This is a genomic window from Aliiroseovarius sp. ABM4_368, from assembly GCF_056161205.1.
The window spans coordinates 21,894-46,674 of sequence record NZ_JBSWYR010000005.1; the positions used below are offsets into that span (position 1 = coordinate 21,894).

The following is a 24,781-nucleotide window of genomic DNA, read 5'->3' on the forward strand; positions in this document are numbered from 1 at the left end:
TGCTCTTTTTCTTCGTCACGATGAGAAAGAAACACGAATGTCGTACACTGATCTTCTGACCCCGCTGCGTGCGCAAAACCCGCTTGTGCAGTGCATCACGAACTATGTGGCGATGAATGTCGCTGCGAATGTTGTTCTTGCAGCGGGTGCCTCGCCTGCGATGGTACATTCTACCGAAGAAATCGAGGACTTCACGCCAATCTGTGGGGCGCTGACCCTTAATATCGGCACGCTGGATACGCCTTGGGCCGCCTCGATGATGGCCGCTGCCAAAACGGCCAATGAAAAGGATGTGCCGTGGGTTCTGGACCCTGTCGCGCATTTCGTTAGCACCTATCGCAAGGGTGTCGCGCAGGATCTGCTTGCGCTCCGCCCGACGATCCTGCGGGGAAATGCGTCCGAGATCTTGGCCCTTGCTGGCGAAGCAGGCAGTGGCAAGGGCGCCGACAGTGGCGACAGCGTCAATGCAGCCAAAAACGCTGCTAAGGCGTTGGCGCAGGACTATGGCGCAACCGTTGCCGTCACTGGTCCGGTGGATTTCGTCACGGACGGCACGCAAAGCGCCGAAGTCACCGGCGGCTCGGCGCTGATGCCGAAAATTACCGCACTGGGGTGTTCCCAAACTGCGCTGATGGGCGCTTATGCGGCCGTGGGGCCAGCGTTTGATGCAGCGCTTGGTGCGTTGGCGCATTTCAAGGCCGCCGGCAATGTTGCCGCCACGCAGGCAAAAGGACCGGGCAGCTTTCAGGTGCATTTCCTAGATGCGCTGGCATCGGTGCAAGCGGACGATCTGGCCAAGACGGTGCAGGGATGACGACCCTGCGCGACAGTCTTCGACTGTATCTTGTGACCGACCCGCAGCTTTGCGCACCGCTTGGTGTGGTGGAAACCGTGCGCCGCGCGGTGGCTGGCGGTGTCAGCTTCGTGCAATTGCGCGACAAGACGGCCACAACGGCCGAACGTATCGCCCTTGCGCGCGCGCTGAAAGACGCGCTGTCAGGCAGTGGCGTTCCGCTTGTAATCAACGATGATATCGAGGCCGCCGTGGCCGCTGATGTGGACGGGGCACATATCGGACAGGGTGATATGACGCCAGCGCAGGCGCGCAGTCTGCTTGGGCCGGGCAAGGTGCTGGGCCTGTCTTGTGAATCGGCTGAAACGGTCAGGGCAGTCGATCCGTCCTTGGTCGATTACCTAGGGCTCGGCCCAGTGTTCGGCACGGCCACCAAAACAGACCACAAGGCACCAATAGGGTTTGACGGATTGGCGTCACTTGTTGCGCTGTCACCGCTGCCCAATGTCGCCATTGGCGGGCTGAAGGCGGACCACATCGGACCAGTGCAGCAAAGCGGAGCGGATGGTCTTGCGGTTGTCTCGGCGATTTGCGGCCAGACTGATGTGACCGCCGCTGCCAAGGCTTTTGCACAGAAAGAGGTCCTCAAATGATCCCGAATGTTCTTAGCATTGCCGGTTCCGATCCATCCGGGGGCGCGGGCATTCATGCCGACCTCAAGGCCATGTCGGCCAATGGGGCTTACGCGATGGCCGCAATCACCGCGCTGACCGCGCAGAATACCCAAGGCGTAAGCGGCATTCATCTTGTTTCGCCAGACTTCGTGCAGGCGCAAATCAAAACTGTTTTCGACGATATCCGCGTCGACGGCGTCAAAATCGGTATGATCGCCAATGCCGAAATCGCAGCCGCCGTCGCGAAGGCGCTACACGGTTGTGATGCACCGATCGTGCTGGACCCGGTCATGATTGCCAAAGGCGGAGCACCCCTTTTGCAGCCCGACGCAGTAGACACGTTGCGAAAGCAGCTTCTGCCAGCCGCCCTTGTGCTGACGCCCAACTTGCCAGAGGCCGCACACCTTCTGGGCACGTCGATCGCGCAAACCCGCGATGAGATGGCGCAGCAGGCGCGCGCGCTGATCGCTTTGGGGCCGAAAGCCATTCTGATGAAAGGCGGCCACCTTGACGGTGCGGATAGCCCTGACTGTCTGGTCACCTCGGATGATGTGACATGGTTCGAAGGCGCGCGCACAGCCACTCGCAACACGCACGGCACCGGCTGCACCCTGTCGGCCGCTCTGGCCGCACAGCTCGCGCATGGGGAACCTTTGCCCAAGGCCGTCGCCACCGCCAAGGCCTATGTCAGCGATGCCATCGCACATGCGGATGAATTGTCCGTTGGATCGGGCCACGGCCCCACCCATCACTTTGCAAATCTAAAAGGACTGCCCCGATGAAAAAGACCCTCTCTGCCCTTGTCCTGTCCCTTTGGGCCGGGCCGCTTCTGGCGCAAAATAAAATAACCCTGCTGCTGGATTGGTTCGTGAACCCCGATCACGGCCCGGTCATCATCGCGCAGGAAAATGGCTATTTCGCCGATGAGAATCTTGAGGTTGAGATCATCGCACCCGCTGATCCGTCAGCCCCGCCCCGGCTGGTCGCCGCAGGTCAGGCCGAGATCGCGATTTCTTATCAGCCGCAACTGCACCTGCAACGCCATGAAGGCCTGCCTTTGCGGCGCATTGGCACGTTGGTGGCCACGCCACTGAATTGCCTTTTGGTGCTTGAAGACAGCCCCTTTGAAACACCCGCCGATCTGGCAGGGCACAAGATCGGCTTCTCGGTCGGTGGGGTTGAAGATGCGGTCCTAGGTGCGGTTCTGGGCACCCATGGCGTGAAACTTGATCAGGTCGAGCTGGTCAATGTGAACTTCTCGCTCTCGCCTGCCATCATGTCTGGTCAGGTCGACGCGGTGATTGGCGCCTTTCGCAATTTCGAGCTGAACCAGATGGACATTGAAGGGGTCGCAGGGCGCTGTTTCTATGTCGAGGAAGAAGGCCTGCCCACCTATGACGAGCTGATCTATGTGGCCAATCCCGACACGATGGATGCCGATGTGGTCCGCCGCTTTCTGGCCGCGACCGAACGTGCGACGCAGTACATCATCAACCACCCCGAAGAAAGCTGGAAGATCTTCTCTGGCACCGCTCCCGAGCTTGGCGATGAACTCAACCATCGTGCTTGGTTCGACACGCTGCCACGCTTTGCCTTGCGCCCTGCCGCGCTGGACGCTGGCCGCTATGCTGCGTTCGAGACCTTCCTGCACGATGCAGGTCTGATCCCAGCGATCAATGCGGTTTCTGACATCGCTATCGACGTGAGCGCCCAATGAGCGCGCGGGAATACGGCAGCACTTTTGCCCTGTGGCGCGCCGGTTGCGAAAACGACTGGCACGCTTACACTCACCATGCCTTTGTTGAAGGCCTGCGTGATGGCACATTGCCGCGCGCATCTTTCCTGCACTACCTCATTCAGGACTACGTATTCCTGACCCACTTTTCGCGGGCATGGTCTATGGGTGTCGTGAAGGCGGAAACGCTGGACGAAATGAAAGCCTGCGCCGCCTCGGTCGACGGATTGGTCAATCACGAAATGGCCCTGCATGTGCAGACCTGCGCCGCAGAAGGGATTGACGAGGAAACGCTGTTCAACGCGGCAGAGGAATTCGAGAACCTCGCCTATACGCGCTATGTGATGGATGCGGGGCTTCAAGGCGATTTTCTTGATCTGGTGGCCGCACTTGCGCCGTGCTGCTTTGGCTATGCCGAGATTGGCACGCGGCTGGGGAAAAGCGCAGCGCCCGACACGCCCTATCGCGCGTGGATCGACACCTATGACGAAGAGGAATATCAGAACTCGATGATCTGTCTGGGCCAGATGATTGACGCGGCAATTCTGCGTCGTCTTGGCCCGTCGCCGCAATCGTCACCCCGTTGGGCCGGACTTCAGAAACGGTTCACGACCGCCACACAGCTCGAGGTCGCCTTCTGGGGCATGGGCCTACGCGGGGTTGCGTGAACGCGCCGGGGATCAGCGTTTCGGGGCACCATCGCTTGGCCGGGGCTCCGTTGTTTGGCGAGGTCGATCTGCAGATCAACGCTGGACAATGGACCTGTTTGCTTGGCCGATCTGGTGTGGGCAAGACGACCTTGCTGCGCCTGATTGCCGGGTTGAAATGCGAAGGCGAGTTCCAAGGCACGATCCGCGCAACCGACGGGCGCGACATTCAAGGGCGCGCGGCGTTCATGGCCCAATCTGACCTGCTGATGCCGTGGCTTAGCGTGCTGGACAATGCGCTTCTGGGCGCGCGTCTGCGGGGCGAGAGGCCCGATGCGGAACGCGCCCGCAAACTGCTTTGCAAAATCGGTCTGGGTGATCATCTCGATAAACGGCCCGCTGCCCTTTCAGGCGGTATGCGGCAGCGTGTGGCGCTGGCGCGTACATTGATGGAGGGCCGCCCGTTTGTGTTCCTTGATGAACCCTTCTCAGCCCTTGATGCCGGTACACGCGCCGAGATGCAGGAACTGGCGGCCGAGACACTGCGCGGCAAAACGGTGCTGCTGGTCACCCATGATCCGTCAGAAGCCATTCGGCTGGGACACAGGATCATTGTCATCACGAAAAATGGTGCACAAGATTGGCCATTGCCAGACGCGGCACCACTGCGGGACCTTGCGAATGCAGATGTGGTGGCATCTCAGTCCGCGCTTCTTGATCACCTAAGGGCAAAACCATGAACCGGCTTGTCTATGCTTTTGCAGCGATCTGTGGCGGTCTCGCTCTTTGGCAGGCACTGATCTGGATCACCGATGCGCCGCGCTTTATCCTGCCATCACCGCTTATCGTGGCAGAAACAGGCTGGGAAAACCGCGCATTGCTGATGGACCACGCACGCGCAACGCTCAGCGCGGTTTTGCTGGGTTTGGCCGTCGGGGTTGCGCTGGGGGCGACAACCGCCATCGCACTGGCCCGGTTCGACGGACTTCAGCGCCTGACCATGCCAATGCTGGTATTTTCCCAAGCAATTCCTGTGTTTGCGCTTGCCCCTGTGCTCACACTTTGGTTCGGATATGGACTTGCCTCGAAAGTCGCCATGGCAGTTCTGATCATCTATTTCCCGGTCGTCAGCGCGTTCTATGACGGGCTCACGCGGGTGCCCATGGGGATGCTTGATCTGGCTCAGACAATGGGGGCGGGCAAGACACGTACGCTTTGGTTGATCCGCGTGCCATATGCTTTGCCAACATTGGGCACGGGCCTCAAACTTGCCGCAGTCTATGCGCCGATCGGGACTGTCATCGGTGAATGGGTCGGCTCTTCGCGGGGTTTGGGCTATCTGATGCTCTTGGCCAATGGACGTGCAAAGACCGATTTGATGTTCGCAAGCCTGATTACACTAGCAGCAATGGCCATTGCGCTACATCTGGCTGTATCCTACGCAGTACAGAAACTCAGCAAACCCTGAGTTCTTAGTCAACGCATCTGCACGCCAGAAACCCACCGGGCAGAAGGGGCCAACCATCCTGCCCGAGCACATCATTTCTTGGCCCGACCTGAGTTTGTGATCACTGCGCTTTCGGACACGCGCAGCACAATCAGAAAACGTCGTTGCGGCTGATGTCAGCCACACGAGATTTCCCTGCCAGTCCCATCGTCGTTCTCAGTTCTTGCTCAAGAATGTTCAAAAGGGTCGCGACACCCGGTTGCCCCATTGCCCCAAGCGCATAGACCATGGCACGACCCAGCAATACGCCAGATGCGCCAAGGGCACGGGCGCGGAAGATGTCCATGCCGGTGCGCACGCCGGAATCCATCATCAGTTCCATCTTGTCGCCCACAGCATCCGCGATCTCGGGCAGAAGCGAAATCGCGCTGCCCGCACAGTCCAACTGACGACCGCCGTGGTTCGAAACGACGATGGTTTCGATGCCCATATCCGCGGCGATCTTGGCGTCCTCGACATCCATGATGCCTTTCAGCATGATCGGCCCGCCCCATTCCTTGCGGATCCATTCAACATCGTCCCAATCCAGCGACGGATCGACCATTTCTTTCGCCCAGACCAGCAGGCTGCTAAGGTCGTCGATGCCTTTGGCGTGGCCGATCACATTGCCGAAACTTTTATACTGGGTCGTTGCCATTTCCATCGCCCAACGAGGCTTGGTGGCAATGTTCAGCATGTTTTTCAAGTTGGGCCGGATCGACAGCTGGTTTTTCACGTCCTTATGGCGCTGCCCCAGCATGGACAGGTCCATTGTAACCACAAGCCCAGAACATCCCGCCGCCTTTGCGCGGTGGATCAGGTCGCGGACAAATTCGCGGTCTTTGACGACATAAAGCTGAAACCAGAATGGGGTGCCGGTGGCCCCTTTCACCTGCTCGATCGAGCAGATGGACATGGTGGACAGGATAAACGGCACGCCAAAGTCACGCGCCGCTGTGGCGACTTTGATTTCACCGCCTGCGTTCTGGATGCCCAGCATTCCGACGGGCGCGAACGCGACCGGGAACTTGGCCGACGCCCCCGCCATGGTCGCGCTTGTGTCGATATCTGTGATATCGACACCGACCCGCTGACGAATACGGATGTCTTGAAAGTCGGCTTCGTTCCGGCGGAAGGTCGTTTCGGTATAGGATCCACTTTCCGCATAGTCATAAAACATCTTCGGAACGCGGCGCTTGTAAAGCTGATGCAGGTCTTCGACGCATGTGATCGTAGGCATAGTCTGTTCCCCTTACGCCATTCCAACCTGAACCTGATTTGGCCGCATATCATCGGGCCGCGACATCAGAATTTCAGTCAGATCGGATTTCAGCGTGGCATAATCGGGATCGTTGAAAACATTGCGAAGCTCGTTCGGGTCGTTTTCAAGGTCATACAGCTCGCCATCGCCCGATTGCAGGTCCACGGTCAACTTGGCGGTCTTGCTGCGCACGGTGCGCAAGGACAGTCCGACCCCGACACGGCCGGGCAGAAGTTCCCATTCGCTCATCGCCGCATCACGGGTGCCGTCGCCCGAGATTACATCGCGCATGGACTTTCCGTGGATCTCCATCAAGCTGTCCGCGCCGGCCCAATCCATGAAGGTCGCGCCAAGGTCCAGCGTCGAAAGGGGCTCATGGCTGACCTTGCCCACGGGCACGTCCGGGCCTTTCACAATGGCACGCACGTTCAAAAGCCCCTCGAACGGCATCGGGCCTTTCAGCACCAGCCCATGATCACCCAGCCAATCGCCGTGGTCGGCGGTGTAGACGATATAGGTGTTGTCGGCCAATCCCTGCGCCTCAAGCTCAGCAATGATGCGTCCAACCGAATGGTCGATCAGCGACAGCTGGCCATAGGTGTTGGCAATCACCTCGCGCAGGTGTTCGTCCGAGATATCGGGATAGCGCGAGTAATTGGTTCTGATCTCGGCCCCCTCGCCTTCGATCTTGGTTTCGACCGCAGCTTGGTGCCACCATGGCCGCGCCGTTACCGAGCGCACTTGCGATTGGTTGCCGGAGGCGCAAGACAGCACCGCGCCGTGGTGCCTTTACGTCGGGCTTGTCGCGCCGCATCACCCGCTTATCGCGCCGCAAGAGTTCTATGATCTTTATCCGACCGACAAGCTGCCTGCTGACAAGCTGCGGCAGCGTGATGGGTATGTGCCGCATCCTTGGGTCAAGACAACCGACGCTGCGATGGTCAGCGAAGACGGCTGGAAAGACGAAGAAGAACGCCGCATGGCAATCGCCTCTTACTATGGGCTGACCAGCTTTATGGACCACAATGTTGGGCGGATCGTGCAGGCGCTGAAAGACAGTGGCCAGTTTAACGATACGACGATCATCTATTCCAGCGACCACGGCGAAAACCTTGGGGTGCGCGACTTGTGGGGCAAGATGAACATGTACGAGGAAAGCGCCGCTATCCCCCTGATCATGGCCCCCGCGCCCAGCCTTGGTGCAACCCCGCCTGCCACCTGCGCGACGACAGCAAGCCTGCTGGATGTGTCCGAGACCATCATCGACCATTTTGACGCGACGCTCGAGGGCACGCGGCCGGGCACATCGCTTTATGACCTCGCCAACGCGCCTGAAGACACCGACCGCGCGGTTCTAAGCGAATACCACGCGATTGGGGCGGTCTCGGCATGTTTTATGCTGCGCAAAGGGGACCTTAAACTCATCGAATATGTCGGTTATGAGCCAGAGTTGTTCAATCTGAAGAACGACCCGGAGGAACTGACCAATCTGGCGCAATATCCCAACCATGCCGCCGAACTGGCCCAAATGCAGGCCGAACTGCGCGGGCTTTGTGATCCTGACGCCGTGAACGCGCAGGCATTTGCGGATCAAGACGCGATGATCGAAGCCTATGGTGGCAAGGACATTGCCGCGACGATGGGCGCGCCGTCAGCCACACCGCCGCCAAAGACCTAACTGACCCCTCAGTCCCCACGACAAACGGAGCCGCATGATGCAGGACAAAATCACCCAAACCATCACAGATCTACGCGCGCTTCTGGGCGACCGCCTGTCGACCGGAGCCTCCATTCGCGAGATCCATGGCCGCGACGAAGCCTATTCGCAGCCGGCCCTGCCGGACGCGGTGGCGTTCCCGGAAAGCACGGCCGAGGTATCGGAGATTATGAAGATCTGCTCGGCCCACAAAGTTCCGGTTGTACCCTTCGGCATCGGCACCTCGCTGGAAGGTCATGTCATCCCCATTCACGGCGGAATCAGCATCGACACCAGCAAAATGAACAAGGTGCTTAAGATACACGAAAGCGATCTGGATGCGGTGGTGCAACCGGGCGTGACACGCACCCAAATCAACGACGAACTTCGGGCCAGCGGGTTGATGTTCACGGTCGATCCGGGCGCAGATGCAACGTTGGGCGGGATGGCCGCGACGCGCGCCTCGGGCACCAACACCGTGCGCTATGGTACCATGCGCGAAAACACCTTGGCGCTTGAGGTCGTGTTGGCAGATGGCACCATCATCCGCACCGGATCACGCGCCAGAAAATCGGCTGCGGGCTATGACCTAACGCATCTTTTTGTGGGGTCCGAAGGCACGCTGGGCATCATCACCGAACTGACAGTGCGCTTGGTGGGACGACCCGATGCGATCCTGTCCGCGACCTGCGCATTTGACACCGTGGATGACGCGGTTAACACCGTGATCATGGCGATCCAGATGGGCATCCCCATGGCCCGGATCGAGCTTTTGGATGATGTCCAGATGAAGGGTATGAACATTTTCAACCCGGACCTAAACCTGCCCGAGAAACCCCATCTGTTCCTGGAATTCCACGGCTCTGAAGCTGGCGCGAAAGAACAAGTCGAACTGTTCGAAGGCATCGCAGAAGAGTTCGGAGTCACCGGGTTCGACTGGGCAACAAAACTGGAAGATCGCGAGCGGCTTTGGCAGGCGCGTCACAACGCCTATTACGCCGGGAAGTCCCTGCGCAAAGGTTGCGAAGGGTTGGTCACCGATTGCTGCGTGCCGATTTCGGCCTTGGCGGATTGCATCGCGCGCACCAAGGAACTGATCGCCGAGTCCGGGCTGATCGCGCCCCTTGTTGGCCATGTGGGCGACGGGAACTTTCACCTGTTGATCTTGGTGGACCCCGACAGCCCGGATGAAATGACCCGCGCCAAAGCGCTTGCCGCCGCGGTCAACCGTGCCGCTTTGGAATTCGGGGGCACAGTGACCGGAGAGCACGGGGTCGGCACCGGCAAAATGAAATACATGCTGGACGAACATGGCGACGCGTATCTGTTGATGGCCAAGCTGAAGCAGGCCATCGACCCCGACAACATTATGAACCCCGGGAAGCTGGTCTCGGTAAACTAGCGGCGGCCAGTCTGGCCTGCTACATCACCCACTTAAGCCTGAACCAATATGGACCAACACCCCCCAACCGCGCTTGGCCTGATCCGCATCCTTGGATCGGGCCTGATTGGTGCCTTGATCGCCTGGAAACTGGGATGGCCCATCCCGTTTCTTCTGGGCAGCTTGGTTGCGACGGCCTCGGTGTCTTTGATCATCGCCGCGCGAACGGGAAAGGCATCAACATTCCCGCGGATCTTGCGCGAGGTGTTCATCGCCATGATTGGGACCATGATCGGCACAACCTTTTCGTCCCAAGTCTTGGGCATCGTTCCCACCATGGGCATCACGCTTACCGCGATGGCTGTGTTCGTCGTGCTGGCGCAAGCCTCGAACTATGCCGTGTTCCGCCATCTTGGAAAATATGACCGCCCCACCGCGTTCTATTCTGCCATGCCCGGCGGGTTGATCGAAGCGATCGAGCTTGGCAGCAAGGCAGGCGGTGACGTCGAAACGCTAAGCATTCAGCACTTTGTTAGAATCGTGTTGGTCATCTTGATCGTGCCCATGCTGTTCCTTGTCGTCACCGGCGAGACGGTTGGAAGTGCCGCAAACCAAGTGCTTTCGAAAAGCCCGGCGGGTTGGCAAGATTGGCTTGCCATCTTCATACTCGCCCCCTTGGGGATACTGCTTGGCAAAAAGCTGCACCTGCCCGCCGCGCCCCTAATCGGCCCCTTGATCCTGACCGCCGGATTGCAGGCCACGCAGCTGATCAACCTGCAAGGACCTTCGGTGCTTATAAACGTGGCTCAGTTGGTTGTTGGCGCAAGCCTTGGGTCACAATTCGCCAAGACAACGCCAAGGCGGTTGCTTGCCGCGTTCGGTCTTGGGGTTGTGACGTTGATCATGGCGCTCGCTCTTGCATCAGGCCTTGCGTTGCTGATCATACCATTCGTCCCGATGTCGTTCCAAACGCTTCTGATCAGTTTCGCACCCGGCGGCGTCACTGAAATGAGCCTGATTGCGCTTAGCCTTGGCGTCAGCCCCGTCATTGTGTCGACGCATCATCTGTTTCGTATCCTGATGACTGTCACCCTTGCCGGTTTGATGTCCAAACGGCTTGGCAACAGCCCCTCCAAAACCTAACGTCCAACCATGCGTCTTGAACCTGATAAGAAAAGCTGCTGCACGCCGGCGCGCCCGACCGGGGACGCGCCGGCCAATCCCGCACTGGTGATCGAAGGCGGGCTGCGCATCGCCTCCGATGCCGTGCACATTCCCGGGGGGCGGTCCTTTACAGGCACGCAGCATCCCGAAATCCCCGACGATGGCGAGGATCCAATCCGCAACACGCGGGTGAAACCCTTCCGCATCGGGGCAACGACCGTGACGAACGCGCAGTTCGCCCAGTTCATTGAAGACACCGCCTATGTCACCGAAGCCGAGCGCTTTGGCTGGTTCTTCGTCTTCTGGATGCAAGTCCCTGAACGGGTCGGCCCGACGCTAGGTGTTCAGGATGTCGAATGGTGGCGTCGCGTTGACGGCGCAAACTGGCGTGACATCAACGGACCCGACACAATGGATCAGGTCTGGGACCCAGATCACCCCGTGGTACATATTTCTTGGAACGATGCGCAGGCCTATGCGAAATGGGCAGGCGGGCGTCTGCCCACCGAAGCGGAATGGGAACACGCGGCCCGTGGCGGCTTAGGCGATGTGCGCTTTCCTTGGGGGGATCGTGAACCGAACGATCGTGATCACCAGCCCTGCAACATCTGGCAGGGCAACTTCCCAAAAGTGAACACCGCAAAGGACGGGTTCGTTACAACTGCGCCCGCCAAGCATTATGAACCCAACGGATACGGGCTTTATAATGTCGTGGGCAATGTCTGGGAGTGGACGGCGGATGCCTATCGCATCAAGTCTCTGAAAAAGCAGGTGAAGCAGCGGCTTGCGACGATGAAGGGCTATAAGCTTTCCAAAGGCGGATCGTTTCTGTGCCACGCATCCTATTGCTATCGCTACAGGATCGCCGCGCGGTCTGGGACGTCTCCGGACAGCACCACGACCCATCAAGGGTTCCGCGTGGTCTGGCCGGATTGACCGGACAGTAACAATGATACCTTAGCCAAACACCCGATGTGCTGTTCGGGTCAGAGATCAATTGGGCCCACCACTGCGCCCCCTACCCTATCCCTGCATCCTGCAACTGCTCGCGGTCGGGCAGGTCGCCTAGTGTTTCCAGATCGAAGGCCAGCAGGAAGTGATCGGTGGTGACATAGGTATAAGGTGCACCGCGGCGAGGCGCGCGCGGCCCGGTCCCAATCAGGTTGCGTTCGTGTAGACGGCCAATCAAATCGCGGCTGATCTCTTTGCCGAAGATGTCTTTCAGCCCGTCCCGCGTGATTGGCTGGCGATAGGCAATGGCCGCAAGAACCGCGATGTCAAACTCATTCAGGGTCGAAATCTGGTCGCCCACATCCGCCGCCGCGTGGATCACCGGGGCCAACGCGGGGCGGGTGCGCAGGGTCCAGCCCTCGGCCACTTTCACCACCTCAAAGGCGCGCGCTTCCAGATCGGCAGCCAGATCGTCAATCAACAGCTCGACCGAAACCTCGCCCACCACGCGCGCCAGATCCTCGCGCGGGACGGGGCGGGCGCTGGCGAACAGAACCGCCTCGATCCGGCGCATCCATTCGCGCCAGCGCAGTTCGGGCGGCAGGTCGCTCAGGAGCCGGTCAAAGGGGGGCGTGTCGCGGGGGCTCATGGTGCGATCCCGTACAGGCGGAATGTGTCGCGGCCCGTCAGCTCGCGCACCGCGCCCAGCGTGACCAACCGGTCACAAAGACGCCGTGCAGCGCGGTCAGGCATGGGCAGAGCAGACGGGGCGACCGCGTCTTGGGTCAGGAAAATCTGAACAGCGGCCTTGGATTGCTTGGCCCGCAGTTTCGGCGCGACATGGGCCAAATGCGCGGCGCGGCGGGACAGGTCTTGGACCAGCGGCAAAATCTCATTCACGGCGCGCAAGGTGGCACGGTGACAGGCCAGTTGCAGATCCGAGTCTCGTTTGCGCAGATCGGCACGGGTCAATCCGACCGACAGACAAGGCAGCAGGAAACGCCACCCAAGCGCTTGCGACAAGGCAGCATCGGCCAGGATCAACGCCGTCGGTTCGGCGCGCGGAAGGTCCGTCAGCACCGCCTCGAGCACCTGCGCCGCCCGCGTGATCGGCATCCCCTGCCCCGCATCCAGCCACGTCGCTGCCTGAACCGGGTCCAGTTTCGGCAGCGCCCGCGTCATCGCTTTGACCGAAACCGGCCGCTCCACCGCGCGCTGCCAGTTTTGATACACCGCACCCGCCGGGCCGGGCAGATCGCCGGGACGCAAAAGCAGAAGCTCGTCGCGCAGCTCCCCTTCCCTTTCGGGGCGCCCCGCAATCTGCATTGACGCCTCAGCCGCGCGCAACGCCAACCGGGCGCGCAACAAGGCTTGAGGTGTGTTGGAATGATGCACAGCCCGATCTAAATGTGCCAATGCCGCACCTGACAAAAAACCCGCATCCTCTAGGTTTTCTGCCCGCGCCAAGGCAACCCAACGCGGCAGTTGGACAAACCCACCGGCATCTTGGTCAAATATAATTCGGCCGTCTTTCATGCGGCGACCCTATGTCATAGCGGCGGTTTGTTCTAGGAAATACCACCCTAACCGCCCCTGTTTATTGCCATGAAGGCACAGGACAAAACCGCGCCGGTCATTGCCCGACCTTCTTCAAATGCTTCTCGCGTTGCGACCACTTTTACCAGCACTAAATCCGGTATGGGTATGATCAGCCCCACCTAAGTGGTCCGGTTTGAATGTTAGTGCATGATTGACCATGCAGCCGACAACCATCGCCTGACGCTGGGTGAAGCTGTGTTGGAAGGAACGGGCGGCGAAATGTCGTTGAATGGATATGGTGAAGTCCATCTGCGCAAAGCTGGTCAGACCCAAACCAAGTGTATCCTTTCGCAAAAGGAATGGCCCGGTTTTGCGGGTGATTGCGTGATGCGCCTAAACCAACACGTGGTTTCGCACATTCTTGACGGAAGCGCGTTGGAAAACGAAGCCAATGACTATGCAATTGTGACGCGGGTCGAGGAAGCCGCATATCAGTCACAAGAAACGGGCCAGCGCATCGACATCTGAGCCTTCCACTAGAATCGTGAGTGCAGCTTTTCCCGCGCGTGTCTTCGGTTTGTACCTGCGCAATCCCCAAAGCCTGCACCCGTCGTGCCGGTGCGGACAGGATGCAACGGAAATTCATTTTCCGTCACCGTTGTACGCCCGGCATCAATGTCAGCCCAACATACCTTTCACCACCTGACAGGCGGCTTCAATCTCTGCGCCCTTGAGCACGGCACAGCCAACCCACCGCCCGTGATTCACAAGGCCGCTACACCCTATCGGGACCGATGGCCCAAACCGCCAAATCTGGTACGGCTCTCAGCCCTCTAGCACCAAACGCGGCGAAAGCGCCTTTGGATCTAGCTTCAGATGCAAGATCGCGGGCACTCCTGCCGCTCGGGCTTCGGCCAAGGCTGGGCGGAACTCCTCATCGCAAGTTACTGTCGCCCCGTAACCACCATAGGCCCGTGCCAGAGACGCGAAGTCAGGGTTCTGCATCGAAGTCCCCGATGGCCGCATTGGATAGTTGTTTTGTTGGTGCATTCGGATCGTGCCATACATGCCATTGTCGCACAGGATAACGATGACGTTGGCACCGTATTCGCAGGCAGTTCCGAACTCCTGACTGACCATCTGAAAACAACCATCCCCGGCCAGACAGATTGCATCATGCTCTGGCTGTTGTAGCTTGGCGGCAATCGCCGCTGGCAAGCCATATCCCATTGACCCACTTGTCGGGGCCAGCTGCGTGCGCCAGCCGCGATACTTGTAATACCGGTGCAGCCAAGCCGAGTAATTGCCCGCCCCATTGGTCAGCACCGCGCGATCATCCAGCACCTCGTTCAGATGCATGATCACATTCTCCATCTTCAACGGCCCCGGCGTTTCCTGTGGGGTTTGCCAAGCCGCGTAATCCGCCTGTGCCGCGGCAAGCCAGTCTCCTCCGTCGCGTTCCACGGCGGCTTCGGCAAGCTGCTCGGCAAAGGGTCCGGGTCGCGCCACCACGCCAATCTCTGGGCGATAGACTCGTCCGATCTCGTCCGGGTCTGCATGCACGAAAATCAACGATTGCTTCGGCACGGGCGGGGTCAAAAGGGTGTAGCCAGACGTCGTCATTTCCCCCAGCCGGGCCCCCAGTGACAAGATCACATCCGCGTCACGCACGCGCTGCGCCAGTGCAGCGTTGATGCCGATGCCCACGTCACCAATGTAATTAGGGTGCCGGTTGTCCAGATAGTCCTGACAGCGGAATGACGCCCCAACGGGCATCCCCATCTTGGCGGCAAACTTGCCTACCGCCTGTGCCGCCGCGCCGGACCACCCTCCGCCGCCAAGAACGACCAGAGGCCTTTCGGCTTTGGCAAGCCGATCCACCACCGCGCTTACATCATCCTCTGCGGCTTTGCCGGACGTGACCACTGCGGGCGCCACTGCTTCGCCTGTGGCTGGGCCGGAAAGCATATCCTCGGGCAAGGCAAGTACCACAGGCCCGGGGCGGCCATTCTGCGCCACGTGAAAGGCATGGCTGACATATTCCGGGATGCGGTCGGCGCGATCAATTTCAGCCACCCACTTGGCCAAAGGCGCGAACATCTTGCGATAGTCCACCTCTTGGAACGCCTCGCGGTCCCGCTGATCACTTGCCACCTGCCCGATAAAAAGCACCATCGGCGTGCTGTCCTGATGCGCCACATGCACACCAGCGCTTGCATTGGTTGCACCCGGACCGCGGGTGACAAAGGCCACACCCGGCTTCCCGGTCAGCTTGCCGGTTGCCTCAGCCATGAGTGCCGCACCGCCTTCCTGCCGCGCCACAACCACATCGATGTCGCTGTCATAAAGCCCATCCAGCGCAGCCAAATAGCTTTCGCCGGGAATGCAGAACACCCGCTCAACCCCTTGGTTTGCAAGACACTCTGTCAGAAGCCTGCCGCCGTGCATCGTGCTGTCATCTTTCATTTCAGTTCTCCTTCTGCACCCCTTGGGCCATCGTCTCACACCCAAAGGTTGGCGCGTGGTGTGTTACAGCTTTGGTCTCAGGCTAAGTCGCCCCGCGCCGCCAACCTCGCCGAGGCGGCTTGGAACCGCTTTTGTGTCGCCGCCCTTGCAGCATCGGGATCTCTTGCTTCGATCGCTAACAGAACTTCTCGGTGTTCATCGATGATCTTCGGGCCAAACTCACAAGCCGCCGCATTTTTAAGAAAGGCCGATTGCAGATGCGTCTGAATGTTCATCTCGATCATTTGCACAACATCCGTGAAATAGCTGTTGCCGCTTGCCACGCAGATCCGCCGATAAAGAGCCAGCTCGGCTTCGACGCGCGTTTCCAAAGCCATGTCCGGACCTGCGCGGTCGGCCGCAACCATCGTATCGAACAACGACCGGATTTCTGCCAGATCCACATCAGTATGCACCTCAGCAGCCAGCGCTGCTGCCCCTGCTTGCACCTCGGTCCGCAGCTGCAAAAGCTGGACGATCTGGCGGCGCTTCTCGAAACAGGCTGGGCTGATCCGAAACGACGTGCGACGCGTGGGATCCGCTACAAAAGCCCCTACCCCGCGTCGACTTTCGATGATTCCATCAAACCGCAGCAACGATATCGCCTCGCGTATCACAGTCCGCGCCACGCCGAATTCCTGCGCTAACGTTGCCTCGGTTGGAAGCCGGTCGCCGGGCTTTAACTTGCCGTCTTCGATCTCTGCAATAAGCACCCCGGCCACTTCGTCTGGCAAACGCTTTGGCCGCGCCACTGGCGCAAACCGTGTCGTCGCACCACTGCCGTCAATGATGTCAGCGCCTGCCAATTCTTCCATTTGCCAATCCTTTGCAGTTACTTGTTTCTAACCCCTGTCGACTTGTCTGACAACCTGACTTATGGCATAGATTGATATATTAGTGTAATTTTCTGAGGAAGATCCAATGATCTATGATCACCGCACCTATACTTGCCGCCCCGGCACGATCAAAAAGCACATGAAACTCTATGAAGACGCGGGCTGGGCCGTGCAGTCGAAACACCTTGGCTATCCGGTCGTCTATGGAGCAGTCGAAACCGGCGATGTTAATTCTTACGTCCATATCTGGGCCTATGCCTCGGCTGCGGACCGAGCCGAGAAACGCGCCGCAATGGCAGCCGATCCGGAGTGGCAGGCTTATTTGAAAAAGTCCGCCGAGGCCGGATACCTTGTGTCACAGGTCAACACGATTCTGACCCCGGCCCCATTCTTCGATCCCACGGCCTAATCAAAGATCAAACCGCCGCCCGAGATTTCTAAGCTGGAATCTCGGGCGTTTTTTGTTTGCGGAACAACAGCATATAGACAAACAGACCAGTCAGCGCGAGAAAGAACAGGCTGTCCAGACTGGTCAGAAAAACCATCGGGTTGCCATCTGACAGAGACAGGCTTCGTCTCAGGTACTGCTCCAGATCCGGCCCGAGGATAAAGCCCAACAGCAGCGAAACCGACGAATAGTTTAGCTTGCGCATGATAAAGGCAAGAATGCCGAACAGCAGCGCCAGCCACATCTGGAAGATAGAATAGGTTGCAACATAGCTGCCCACCAGCGCCACCACTGCAATCGCAGTGTAAAGCAATCCCTTGGGGATAGAGACGATCCGAATAAACAGCGGCCCCAAAAGGTACAATGTCAGCGGAATCAAGATCAGCGCTGACACCAAAAGCCCGGCAAACATCGGCGCAAGCAAATCGGCTTGAGTTTCCAACAGACGCGGCCCCGGTTGAAGCCCATTGATCACCAATACGCCCAGCACGACAGCCGTGGTTGGATCGCCTGGAATACCGAACATCAGCATCGGAACAAAGGCACCGCCACACATAGCGTTGTTACCGGACTCCGCCGCCGCAATACCCTGCTTGCTTCCTGTGCCGTATTCTTCAGGATTTTTGCTGCTGCTGCGCGCAGTAGCATAGCTGACAAAGGCCGCCATAGAACCGCCTGCCCCAGGCAAGATGCCAATGGCATAGCCAATGAAGGCGCTGCGCAGATAGGTAAAGAACCCTATTTTGCGGATTTCGGACAGCGGTGGAATGAAATCGCGGCGCTTGATCTTGATCTTACGGGCCTGTTCACCGAGCGCTCTGGCCGCATCGTCTTTCCAGTTCTGCGCCTGAAACAACACTTCACTGATGGCGAAAGCACCGATAATGATGGGCATCAGGTCGATCCCCTCAACCAGCCGCTCTGTGCCAAAGTTAAAGCGCGGCACGGGTTGAAGTACATCAATACCCACTGTGGCGATCATGACACCCAACAGCGTGGCGACAGCCCCTTTTGCGATATTGCCGCCATCGACCAGGATGATCACGACCAACGCAAAAAGCACCAGCGAAAACTTACCAGGTGTCTGGATCAACAGCGCCAAAGACCCCGCCATAGGCATGAATAGCATCAGCAGGATTGCCCCCACTGTGCCGCCCACCATCGAACCAAGCGCCGCATGGCCAAGCGCGTTTGCACCTTTTCCGCGACGCATCAGCGCGTTGCCCTCGATCGCGGTCATCATGCTTGAAGGAGCGCCCGGAATGTTGATTGTCGTTGCGGTTATCGACCCCGAGTACATCCCTGACATGAAAATCGCAGAACTCATCACAAGCGCTGGCACCACATCAATTGAATAGGTGATTGGCAACAGCAGCGCCATGGCCAGTACCGACGTCAATCCCGGCATGGCACCGAAGAACGTTCCGATCAAGAAACCGGCAATCAGAAACATCAGGATCGTAGGATCAGCCAGTTGGGCAAACCCGCCCATGAACGTAGTAAGAGTATCCATCAGATGATGCCTCCGGTCAGGGATGGCAGTCGCACACCAAAGACGCCCGCGAACAACCCATAGAAAACAGCCGTCAGCATCACCGCGTAAAACGCAAACAACACCGGTCGTTTGGTTTCAAATTCAAAGATCACGAAAAGCGAAACCACAAACAGCAGCGTCGCTATGACATAGCCCAAAATCTGGAAAAGCCCGACAAAGGCAGCCGTCGTCAGCAGCAAAAGGAACGGACGCAAGAACCCGGCCATACCCTCGTTCTCCATCGGATTTTTGAGCTCTTGCACCAGCACAACGAACAACGCCAAGTACATCAGGCCCGACACCAGCATTGGAATATGCTGGGGGCCCATCTCGCCCGCCGGTGTAAAATTGGCCCGGATGCTGAAACAGGCTGCAAAATAGATCGTATTCAACACGAGAAGAAACAGGGGAAACACAACCCCGATCCTCAGTAACGCGCTCTTACCACTCATGTTTTCCCTCCGGTGACGAATAGGGCACCGGATCGCTTGTGCAACCCGGTGCCCCTGTTTTTAACCTAGCAGCTTACTTCGAAAGCACGCCAGCTTCGACCAAGGCGTCCATTGTGGTGAACAGCTGCCCAGATGCCTCGTCGGCCCACTCGGTTACCGTGTCCACACCCAACCAATCGGGGGTTACGCCGACCTGTGCGACCCAGTTCTGGAACTCGTCGCTGTCATATGCAGCTTTATAGGCGGCCTCGATAGCGGCAACTTCTGCATCTGGCGTATCAGCAGGGGCTGCAATCACGATGAACGAGCCGTTTTCAAGTTCAACGCCTTCGTCCTTCGCCAACGGTACATCGTATGTCGGGTTCGGAGCCCCGCCAAATTCCACAAGACCACGCACTGTGCCGTCATCCAGAAGATTGGCGAAATCACCCAGGCTTGTAATGACCAGCTCCACTTCGCCGGACAGAATTGCCTCTTTTTGCGGGGCCGCGCCACCGGGATAGGAAATCACTTTGAATTCCGTGCCGGTCAGGTCTTGCAGTTGCAGCAGCGTCAGGTGGATACGACCACCCAAGTTCTGGATGCCGATGCGCACGCTTCCCGGTTCCGCTTTGGCAGCATCAAATACATCCTGCAAAGATTTATAGTCACTGTTGCTGGCCGCGATCAAAGCGTCAGCTTCGCTGGTGATCCGCGCGATCAGCTTCAGCTTTTCCATTTTGTAAGTCGGAAGCAAATTTTGCCAAGGCACTGTGACGATGCTGTCATATGTCAGCGCACCGACGGTATAGCCGTCAGCGCGGGCGCTCATCAGCTGTCCAATTCCGGTAGCGCTGATTCCGCCTTCGATGTTTTCCACATACATCGACGCATCGCCGGGCATCTTATCTTCTGCGATGGTTGTGATCTTACGAACGATACCGTCTGTACCACCGCCGGCGCCCCAAGGCACGATGACGCGAATGTCGCGCTCTGGGTATTCGGCAAGCGCCGACATTGGGAAAAGAGCAGTGACAGCCACTGCTGCCCCAAGAAAGGTTCGTTTAAGCATATTGTCCTCCATTTGTGCGAAGGCCTTGCATTTCCAATCCGCCCACTCCCCCTTCTGGGTCTGCCGGATCCCCCTCATCCGCGGCAACATGCCAACGGACCGGTGAAAATACCATGAAGCCACCTCCGCGCTCCAACTGATACATTACTATATGAATACTTTTTGAACTGGCAAGCCCCTTACTCATTCTCTAGAGAAATTACGGGATTACCTTTTTAAGATCAGTGCCTTGTGTCGACCAAAAACGTACATCTGCCAGACCACCACACAAGTAAAGCCCAGCAACAATCACCCGTTTCCGTCGATTCTTGAGACCATTGGACGAAGTTGATTGCCGCAAGGCGTGACACATTTCTGGGCCTATATTCGGCGCCGCAAAGAACAGGCCGGCCCGGCCCGTTCGTGCATTCAGTCGAAGTAATCTGTGTGCGAGGCGCGAAATTCATCTACCCAATCAGGGGCTTTGCGTAGATGGGCACGCATGGCCTCCATGGCTGCCTTCTCGTCTCCGCTGGCCACCCCAGCCAAAATCTCTTCATGCCCGCTGAGAATGGAATCGATCTTCTCTGGCGAATGCACCTGCAACCGTCGAACCCTGTCCAAATGACCCGAACGCGAACGGATCAAACCATGCAGGCTGTCTTGGCCCAAAGCCTCAAATAAGGTCCGGTGAAAATACTCGTCCAGCTCTTGGAAAAGCCGAAGCTGGTCAGACTCGCTTGTAACAGCGCGTTGCATCTCGATGACAGAGCGCGCACGCGCAACTGTTTGTTCGCGCTGCGGCTCGTCTAGCCGCGCCAGTTGTCGAACAACTTCCGTTTCAAGCGCCACACGCAAGAATTGCGCCTCGTGGATCTTTGGTTTGTCAATACGCGTCACCAGCGTCCGAGACTGCGGAAAGATCTGAACCAATCCGTTTTGCTCTAGTCGCTGAAGCGCATCGCGCAAAGGTGTCTGGCTTACCTCATACTTTTTGGCCAGCTCAGCACGCAACAAATTCGTCCCCGGCGGCAATTCCAACGACAATATGCGCTGCCGCAGATCGTCATAAATCCGGTCCGAGGCCGTGACACGTCGCGACGGCTGGCTGTGATGCAGCAGGTCTAGTGCGGCTTGTATGGGCAGGCTCATCTGATTGCTCCTGTTTTTCCAGCGCCTTGGGCACCGGTTGTCTTTAGTTTCTCTTTTCCCATCACCACGGCCTGCCCGACAGGCTTTCCGGAGTTTGCCGGGAAATACCAAGGCTGGCGAACGGGCTTCCGATCGCGCTTTGGCACATCATCTGGAAAACCATAGCGGGTAAATATCGAAAATTGACCCCTTTAAAAACTAAAATATTAGTGTATATCATCAATTCACAAACGAAGTCGCTTCGGCCTGCCCTTGGCAGGTTTCAGGCTGCGTGCGTGTGGACTGTCGGATGTGGGACCCCACCTTGGCAGGCCAGAATGTCGATGTTGATTTTAAGGAAGAGGAACCTTTTATGGACGGCACATCCTGCAGTTTCACCCCTCATGGCAAGCACCTAATCGCGGGCGAATGGGTCGCCAACGAAGACACCTTTGCCTCAGAACCGGCCTTTGGGCCTTCTTTCGATTTCGCAGTCGGATCGGTCGATTTAGTTGACCGCGCCTGTCAGGCCGCAGAAGACGCATTTTGGACCTTTGGTTATACGTCGCGCGAAGAGCGTGCGAAGTTCCTCAACACAATTGCCGATGAAATCGAGGCCCGCGCAGATGCCATCACACAGATAGGTACCAGCGAATCCGGCCTTCCTGAAGCGCGCTTGATCGGCGAACGCGGCCGCACCACCGGCCAATTGCGCCTTTTTGCTACGCATATCATTAAGGGGGACTATCTCGACACCCGTCATGATGAAGCACTGCCCGACCGGCAACCTGCGCCACGTCCTGACATGCGTATGATGATGCGCCCCATTGGACCCATTGCAGTCTTTGGCGCGTCGAATTTCCCGCTGGCATTCTCGACCGCCGGTGGCGACACTGCTGCTGCCCTTGCGGCGGGCTGCCCCGTCGTCGTCAAAGGGCACTCTGCCCATCCCGGCACCGGTGAAATCATTGCAGACGCCATTGATGCGGCAATTAAACAATGTGGCCTGCCCGCAGGCACGTTCTCCCTGATCCAAGGCGGAAACCGTCAAGTCGGCCAAGCCATTGTGCAACACCCACTGATCAAAGCAGTAGGCTTCACCGGCTCGCTCGGCGGCGGTCGTGCGCTCTTTGATCTCTGCGCTCAGCGCCCCGAACCTATTCCATTCTTCGGAGAGCTGGGCTCGGTGAACCCGATGTTTATGCTGCCAGAAGCCCTAGCTGATCGCGCCGATACGCTTGGGGCTGATTGGGCCGGTTCGCTTACCATGGGTGCGGGTCAGTTCTGTACCAACCCCGGCATTGCCATTGTACCACAAGGCGCCGAAGGTGACGCCTTTATCGCGTCCGCCCGCACCAGTCTGGCGAAAACCGATGCGCAGGTCATGCTGACCGATGGCATCGCAAAGGCTTACCGAGACGGCAAAGACCGCCTTGAGGGCCGTGACAACGTGAAGCCGTTGCTAACGTCGGAAAGCGCGGATCGAAACGCGTTGCCAAACCTTTTTGAAACCGATGCAAGCTCTTACCTTCAGGATCACGCCTTGGGCGAAGAGGTCTTCGGCCCATTGGGCCTTGTGGTCCGCGTCACTGATGCCGAAGAGATGATGACACTGGCCCGCGGCTTCGAAGGGCAGCTTACCGCGACCATTCACATGGACAACGCGGATGCCCCCCTTGCACGTCAACTTTTGCAGGTGCTGGAACGCAAAGCTGGTCGCCTACTGGTCAACAACTTCCCCACCGGCGTCGAAGTTTGCGACAGCATGGTGCACGGTGGTCCCTACCCGGCCTCGACCAACTTCGGCGCAACATCGGTGGGCACCCTATCCATCCGCCGCTTCCTGCGCCCGGTTTGCTATCAGAACATCCCCGCAAACATCCTGCCTGCCGATCTCGCCTGATCCGGCACAGCCAAAAACAACGAATAGACTGGAGAAAAAAATGATTGCACCCAATGACCTGCGCGAGATCATTCGCAAAGGCCTTCTGTCCTTCCCCGTCACGCCGTTTGACGCCGAAGACAAGTTTGCCAAGTCGCCCTTTCAAGACCACCTCGAATGGCTGTCGCAATACCCGGTGGCCGGGTTGATCGTCGCTGGCGGGACTGGCGAAATGTTCTCGCTTGCGCCTTCCGAAATCGTCGAGGTTGTTCGCGCGACCAAAGAAATCTCGGGCGACGCGCCTGTCATTGCAGGCTGTGGGTATGGCACGCGTATGGCTTGCGACCTTGCTCGCGAGATCGAAGCAGCAGGCGGAGACGGCATCTTGTTGCTGCCCCACTATCTGACCGAATGCCCGCAAGAAGGCGTCGCAAATCGAATCCGCGCCGTGTGCAACGCAACCAACATGGGCGTGATCGTCTATAACCGTGGTCAAGCGCAGATTTCTGCCGAAACGCTGGAACAGCTCGCTGATGAATGCCCAAACCTGATCGGCTTTAAGGACGGTACAGGTGATATCGACACCGTGCGCCGCGTCACGGCCCAACTGGGCGAGCGCTTGTCCTATATTGGCGGCATGCCAACGCACGAGCTTTTTGCCCAAGCCTATAAGGGTGCTGGGATGCCAACCTACTCTTCCGCCGTTTTCAATTTCGTGCCCGAAACCGCACTTAAGTTCCACAAGGCTTTTCTAGCTGGCGATGATGCTGTTTGTGAACAGATGCTAAAGGACTTCTATTACCGTTTCGCCGCGATCCGCGACAGGCAGTCCGGATACGCGGTATCCGCCGTAAAGGCTGGCGTTGCGCTTCGTGGGTTTAAGACCGGATCCGTGCGCGCACCGCTGACCGACCTGACCCCGGAAGAAGTCGACATGATGCGCGACTTGATAGCTGGATACAACTAAAGCGTTTCGCGTCACATCAAAGTGGCAAAGCGTATCGGTTTTCCCTGCCACAGGTAAAAACCGATACGCTTTTGGTCACGCGCCAAGACACAAACAAGGGCGTTCGCGCCCTTGCCCCAATGCGATTGGATGGAACGGCTTTATGATCCCAAGGTAGGTTCAATTAGGGGGCGTTCCAGGCGTTCTGGCCGTTCGCAGAAACCCCTTTGAACTGCCTCGACGCGGCGGCATGAAGCCCTGCGGCATCATGTAACGAAGGGCCACTGCGAAACACCTTTGCAGACCTTCGCCGATATATACACCTCAAACTATATACCAGGTACCGTATATTTGATATTTGAAATATCATCTTACATAAATTAGATACCCACTATCTAATCTAGGACATACTTCATGATCACTGGCCCCCAGATGCGCGCGGCGCGTGCTCTTCTCGGCATCGACCAGAAAACCTTGGCCGAACTGGCGGGACTTTCCGTTCCGACGATTCAACGCATGGAGGCCAGCCACGGTAACGTACGCGGTGTTGTCGACAGCTTGACCAAAGTCGTCGAGGCACTCGAACTTGCCGGCGTTGAACTGATTGGCGAAGGCATCGCCAGCACGGCTGGCGGTCGCGGCGTAAGACTAAAGGTGCCTTTGCCGAAACTCTGATCCCTCAACCCGCGA

General features: G+C 58.2%; 26 protein-coding genes. 16 read left to right on the forward strand and 10 right to left on the reverse strand.

Going from position 1 to position 24,781, the window contains the following annotated elements:
* Positions 1 to 37: 37 nt before the first annotated feature.
* Genes thiM through ACXAH3_RS14465 form a run of 7 tightly spaced genes read left to right on the forward strand, consistent with a single transcriptional unit; the run spans position 38 to position 5,317 of the window.
* Positions 38 to 814, forward strand: coding sequence for a hydroxyethylthiazole kinase (thiM, locus tag ACXAH3_RS14435; RefSeq protein ID WP_474862801.1), 777 nt, complete (start codon positions 38 to 40; stop codon positions 812 to 814).
* Positions 811 to 1,446, forward strand: a complete 636-nt coding sequence (thiE, locus tag ACXAH3_RS14440; RefSeq protein WP_474862802.1) for a thiamine phosphate synthase — start codon at positions 811 to 813, stop codon at positions 1,444 to 1,446. Before thiM ends, thiE begins: the two co-directional genes overlap by 4 nt.
* Positions 1,443 to 2,249: a bifunctional hydroxymethylpyrimidine kinase/phosphomethylpyrimidine kinase gene (thiD, locus tag ACXAH3_RS14445; RefSeq protein WP_474862803.1), complete on the forward strand. Its 807-nt coding sequence runs from the start codon at positions 1,443 to 1,445 to the stop codon at positions 2,247 to 2,249. The genes thiE and thiD overlap by 4 nt, the downstream gene beginning before the upstream one ends.
* On the forward strand, positions 2,246 to 3,184 hold the full coding sequence (locus tag ACXAH3_RS14450) for an ABC transporter substrate-binding protein (RefSeq protein WP_474862804.1): 939 nt from the start codon (positions 2,246 to 2,248) through the stop codon (positions 3,182 to 3,184). The genes thiD and ACXAH3_RS14450 overlap by 4 nt, the downstream gene beginning before the upstream one ends.
* Positions 3,181 to 3,870: a thiaminase II gene (gene tenA, locus ACXAH3_RS14455; RefSeq protein ID WP_474862805.1), complete on the forward strand. Its 690-nt coding sequence runs from the start codon at positions 3,181 to 3,183 to the stop codon at positions 3,868 to 3,870. Before ACXAH3_RS14450 ends, tenA begins: the two co-directional genes overlap by 4 nt.
* A complete protein-coding gene (locus tag ACXAH3_RS14460; protein WP_474862806.1) occupies positions 3,867 to 4,589 on the forward strand; it encodes an ABC transporter ATP-binding protein in 723 nt (240 codons plus the stop codon). Before tenA ends, ACXAH3_RS14460 begins: the two co-directional genes overlap by 4 nt.
* Positions 4,586 to 5,317 carry an ABC transporter permease gene (locus ACXAH3_RS14465; RefSeq protein WP_474862807.1) on the forward strand — a complete coding sequence of 244 codons (732 nt, stop codon included), beginning with the start codon at positions 4,586 to 4,588 and terminating at the stop codon, positions 5,315 to 5,317. The genes ACXAH3_RS14460 and ACXAH3_RS14465 overlap by 4 nt, the downstream gene beginning before the upstream one ends.
* 130 nt (positions 5,318 to 5,447) lie before the next feature.
* Here the strand turns inward: ACXAH3_RS14465 and ACXAH3_RS14470 are convergent, their stop codons facing one another.
* A complete protein-coding gene (locus ACXAH3_RS14470; protein WP_474862808.1) occupies positions 5,448 to 6,575 on the reverse strand; it encodes an alpha-hydroxy acid oxidase in 1,128 nt (375 codons plus the stop codon).
* A 12-nt stretch (positions 6,576 to 6,587) separates the two neighbouring features.
* A complete protein-coding gene (locus ACXAH3_RS14475; protein ID WP_474862809.1) occupies positions 6,588 to 7,337 on the reverse strand; it encodes a sulfatase-like hydrolase/transferase in 750 nt (249 codons plus the stop codon).
* 10 nt (positions 7,338 to 7,347) lie between these two features.
* On the opposite strand from ACXAH3_RS14475, the gene ACXAH3_RS14480 reads away from it, so the two are divergent.
* From ACXAH3_RS14480 to ACXAH3_RS14495, 4 genes are read left to right on the forward strand one after another with little or no spacing between them, the layout of a single operon-like run.
* Positions 7,348 to 8,274: a sulfatase-like hydrolase/transferase gene (locus ACXAH3_RS14480; RefSeq protein ID WP_474862810.1), complete on the forward strand. Its 927-nt coding sequence runs from the start codon at positions 7,348 to 7,350 to the stop codon at positions 8,272 to 8,274.
* Between the two features lie 37 nt (positions 8,275 to 8,311).
* Entirely contained in the window at positions 8,312 to 9,694 is a 1,383-nt protein-coding gene (locus ACXAH3_RS14485; protein ID WP_474862811.1) for an FAD-binding oxidoreductase, read from the forward strand.
* 48 nt (positions 9,695 to 9,742) lie between these two features.
* The gene (locus ACXAH3_RS14490; RefSeq protein WP_474862812.1) at positions 9,743 to 10,816 is read left to right on the forward strand and encodes an AbrB family transcriptional regulator; all 1,074 of its coding nucleotides are present in this window, start codon (positions 9,743 to 9,745) and stop codon (positions 10,814 to 10,816) included.
* Positions 10,817 to 10,825: 9 nt separating this feature from the next.
* Positions 10,826 to 11,773, forward strand: a complete 948-nt coding sequence (locus tag ACXAH3_RS14495) for a formylglycine-generating enzyme family protein (RefSeq protein WP_474862813.1) — start codon at positions 10,826 to 10,828, stop codon at positions 11,771 to 11,773.
* Between the two features lie 82 nt (positions 11,774 to 11,855).
* Here the strand turns inward: ACXAH3_RS14495 and scpB are convergent, their stop codons facing one another.
* Together scpB and ACXAH3_RS14505 are read right to left on the reverse strand one after the other, a co-directional pair.
* Positions 11,856 to 12,437 (reverse strand): SMC-Scp complex subunit ScpB, encoded by a 582-nt coding sequence (scpB, locus tag ACXAH3_RS14500; RefSeq protein ID WP_474862814.1) that lies wholly within the window; start codon positions 12,435 to 12,437, stop codon positions 11,856 to 11,858.
* On the reverse strand, positions 12,434 to 13,324 hold the full coding sequence (locus tag ACXAH3_RS14505) for a DUF1403 family protein (protein WP_474862815.1): 891 nt from the start codon (positions 13,322 to 13,324) through the stop codon (positions 12,434 to 12,436). The genes scpB and ACXAH3_RS14505 overlap by 4 nt, the downstream gene beginning before the upstream one ends.
* 210 nt (positions 13,325 to 13,534) lie before the next feature.
* On the opposite strand from ACXAH3_RS14505, the gene ACXAH3_RS14510 reads away from it, so the two are divergent.
* The gene (locus ACXAH3_RS14510) at positions 13,535 to 13,855 is read left to right on the forward strand and encodes a hypothetical protein (protein WP_474862816.1); all 321 of its coding nucleotides are present in this window, start codon (positions 13,535 to 13,537) and stop codon (positions 13,853 to 13,855) included.
* 297 nt (positions 13,856 to 14,152) lie between these two features.
* Here the strand turns inward: ACXAH3_RS14510 and ACXAH3_RS14515 are convergent, their stop codons facing one another.
* Together ACXAH3_RS14515 and ACXAH3_RS14520 are read right to left on the reverse strand one after the other, a co-directional pair.
* Positions 14,153 to 15,793 carry a thiamine pyrophosphate-binding protein gene (locus ACXAH3_RS14515; protein ID WP_474862817.1) on the reverse strand — a complete coding sequence of 547 codons (1,641 nt, stop codon included), beginning with the start codon at positions 15,791 to 15,793 and terminating at the stop codon, positions 14,153 to 14,155.
* A gap of 77 nt (positions 15,794 to 15,870) precedes the next feature.
* Positions 15,871 to 16,647, reverse strand: a complete 777-nt coding sequence (locus ACXAH3_RS14520) for a FadR/GntR family transcriptional regulator (protein ID WP_474862818.1) — start codon at positions 16,645 to 16,647, stop codon at positions 15,871 to 15,873.
* A gap of 106 nt (positions 16,648 to 16,753) precedes the next feature.
* On the opposite strand from ACXAH3_RS14520, the gene ACXAH3_RS14525 reads away from it, so the two are divergent.
* Entirely contained in the window at positions 16,754 to 17,077 is a 324-nt protein-coding gene (locus ACXAH3_RS14525) for an NIPSNAP family protein (RefSeq protein ID WP_474862819.1), read from the forward strand.
* A 28-nt stretch (positions 17,078 to 17,105) separates the two neighbouring features.
* On the opposite strand, the gene ACXAH3_RS14530 is transcribed toward ACXAH3_RS14525, so the two are convergent.
* From ACXAH3_RS14530 to ACXAH3_RS14545, 4 genes are all read right to left on the reverse strand, one after another.
* Positions 17,106 to 18,629, reverse strand: coding sequence for a tripartite tricarboxylate transporter permease (locus tag ACXAH3_RS14530; RefSeq protein WP_474862820.1), 1,524 nt, complete (start codon positions 18,627 to 18,629; stop codon positions 17,106 to 17,108).
* Positions 18,629 to 19,102, reverse strand: coding sequence for a tripartite tricarboxylate transporter TctB family protein (locus ACXAH3_RS14535; protein WP_474862821.1), 474 nt, complete (start codon positions 19,100 to 19,102; stop codon positions 18,629 to 18,631). Before ACXAH3_RS14535 ends, ACXAH3_RS14530 begins: the two co-directional genes overlap by 1 nt.
* 73 nt (positions 19,103 to 19,175) lie before the next feature.
* Positions 19,176 to 20,153, reverse strand: a complete 978-nt coding sequence (locus tag ACXAH3_RS14540; RefSeq protein ID WP_474862822.1) for a Bug family tripartite tricarboxylate transporter substrate binding protein — start codon at positions 20,151 to 20,153, stop codon at positions 19,176 to 19,178.
* Positions 20,154 to 20,561: 408 nt separating this feature from the next.
* Positions 20,562 to 21,284: a GntR family transcriptional regulator gene (locus ACXAH3_RS14545; protein ID WP_474862823.1), complete on the reverse strand. Its 723-nt coding sequence runs from the start codon at positions 21,282 to 21,284 to the stop codon at positions 20,562 to 20,564.
* A 352-nt stretch (positions 21,285 to 21,636) separates the two neighbouring features.
* On the opposite strand from ACXAH3_RS14545, the gene ACXAH3_RS14550 reads away from it, so the two are divergent.
* The 3 genes from ACXAH3_RS14550 (at position 21,637) to ACXAH3_RS14560 (ending at position 24,766) form a co-directional block, all read left to right on the forward strand.
* Positions 21,637 to 23,166 (forward strand): aldehyde dehydrogenase (NADP(+)), encoded by a 1,530-nt coding sequence (locus ACXAH3_RS14550; protein WP_474862824.1) that lies wholly within the window; start codon positions 21,637 to 21,639, stop codon positions 23,164 to 23,166.
* Between the two features lie 43 nt (positions 23,167 to 23,209).
* Positions 23,210 to 24,112 carry a 5-dehydro-4-deoxyglucarate dehydratase gene (locus tag ACXAH3_RS14555; RefSeq protein WP_474862905.1) on the forward strand — a complete coding sequence of 301 codons (903 nt, stop codon included), beginning with the start codon at positions 23,210 to 23,212 and terminating at the stop codon, positions 24,110 to 24,112.
* A 393-nt stretch (positions 24,113 to 24,505) separates the two neighbouring features.
* The gene (locus ACXAH3_RS14560) at positions 24,506 to 24,766 is read left to right on the forward strand and encodes a helix-turn-helix domain-containing protein (protein WP_474862825.1); all 261 of its coding nucleotides are present in this window, start codon (positions 24,506 to 24,508) and stop codon (positions 24,764 to 24,766) included.
* Positions 24,767 to 24,781 lie beyond the last annotated feature (15 nt).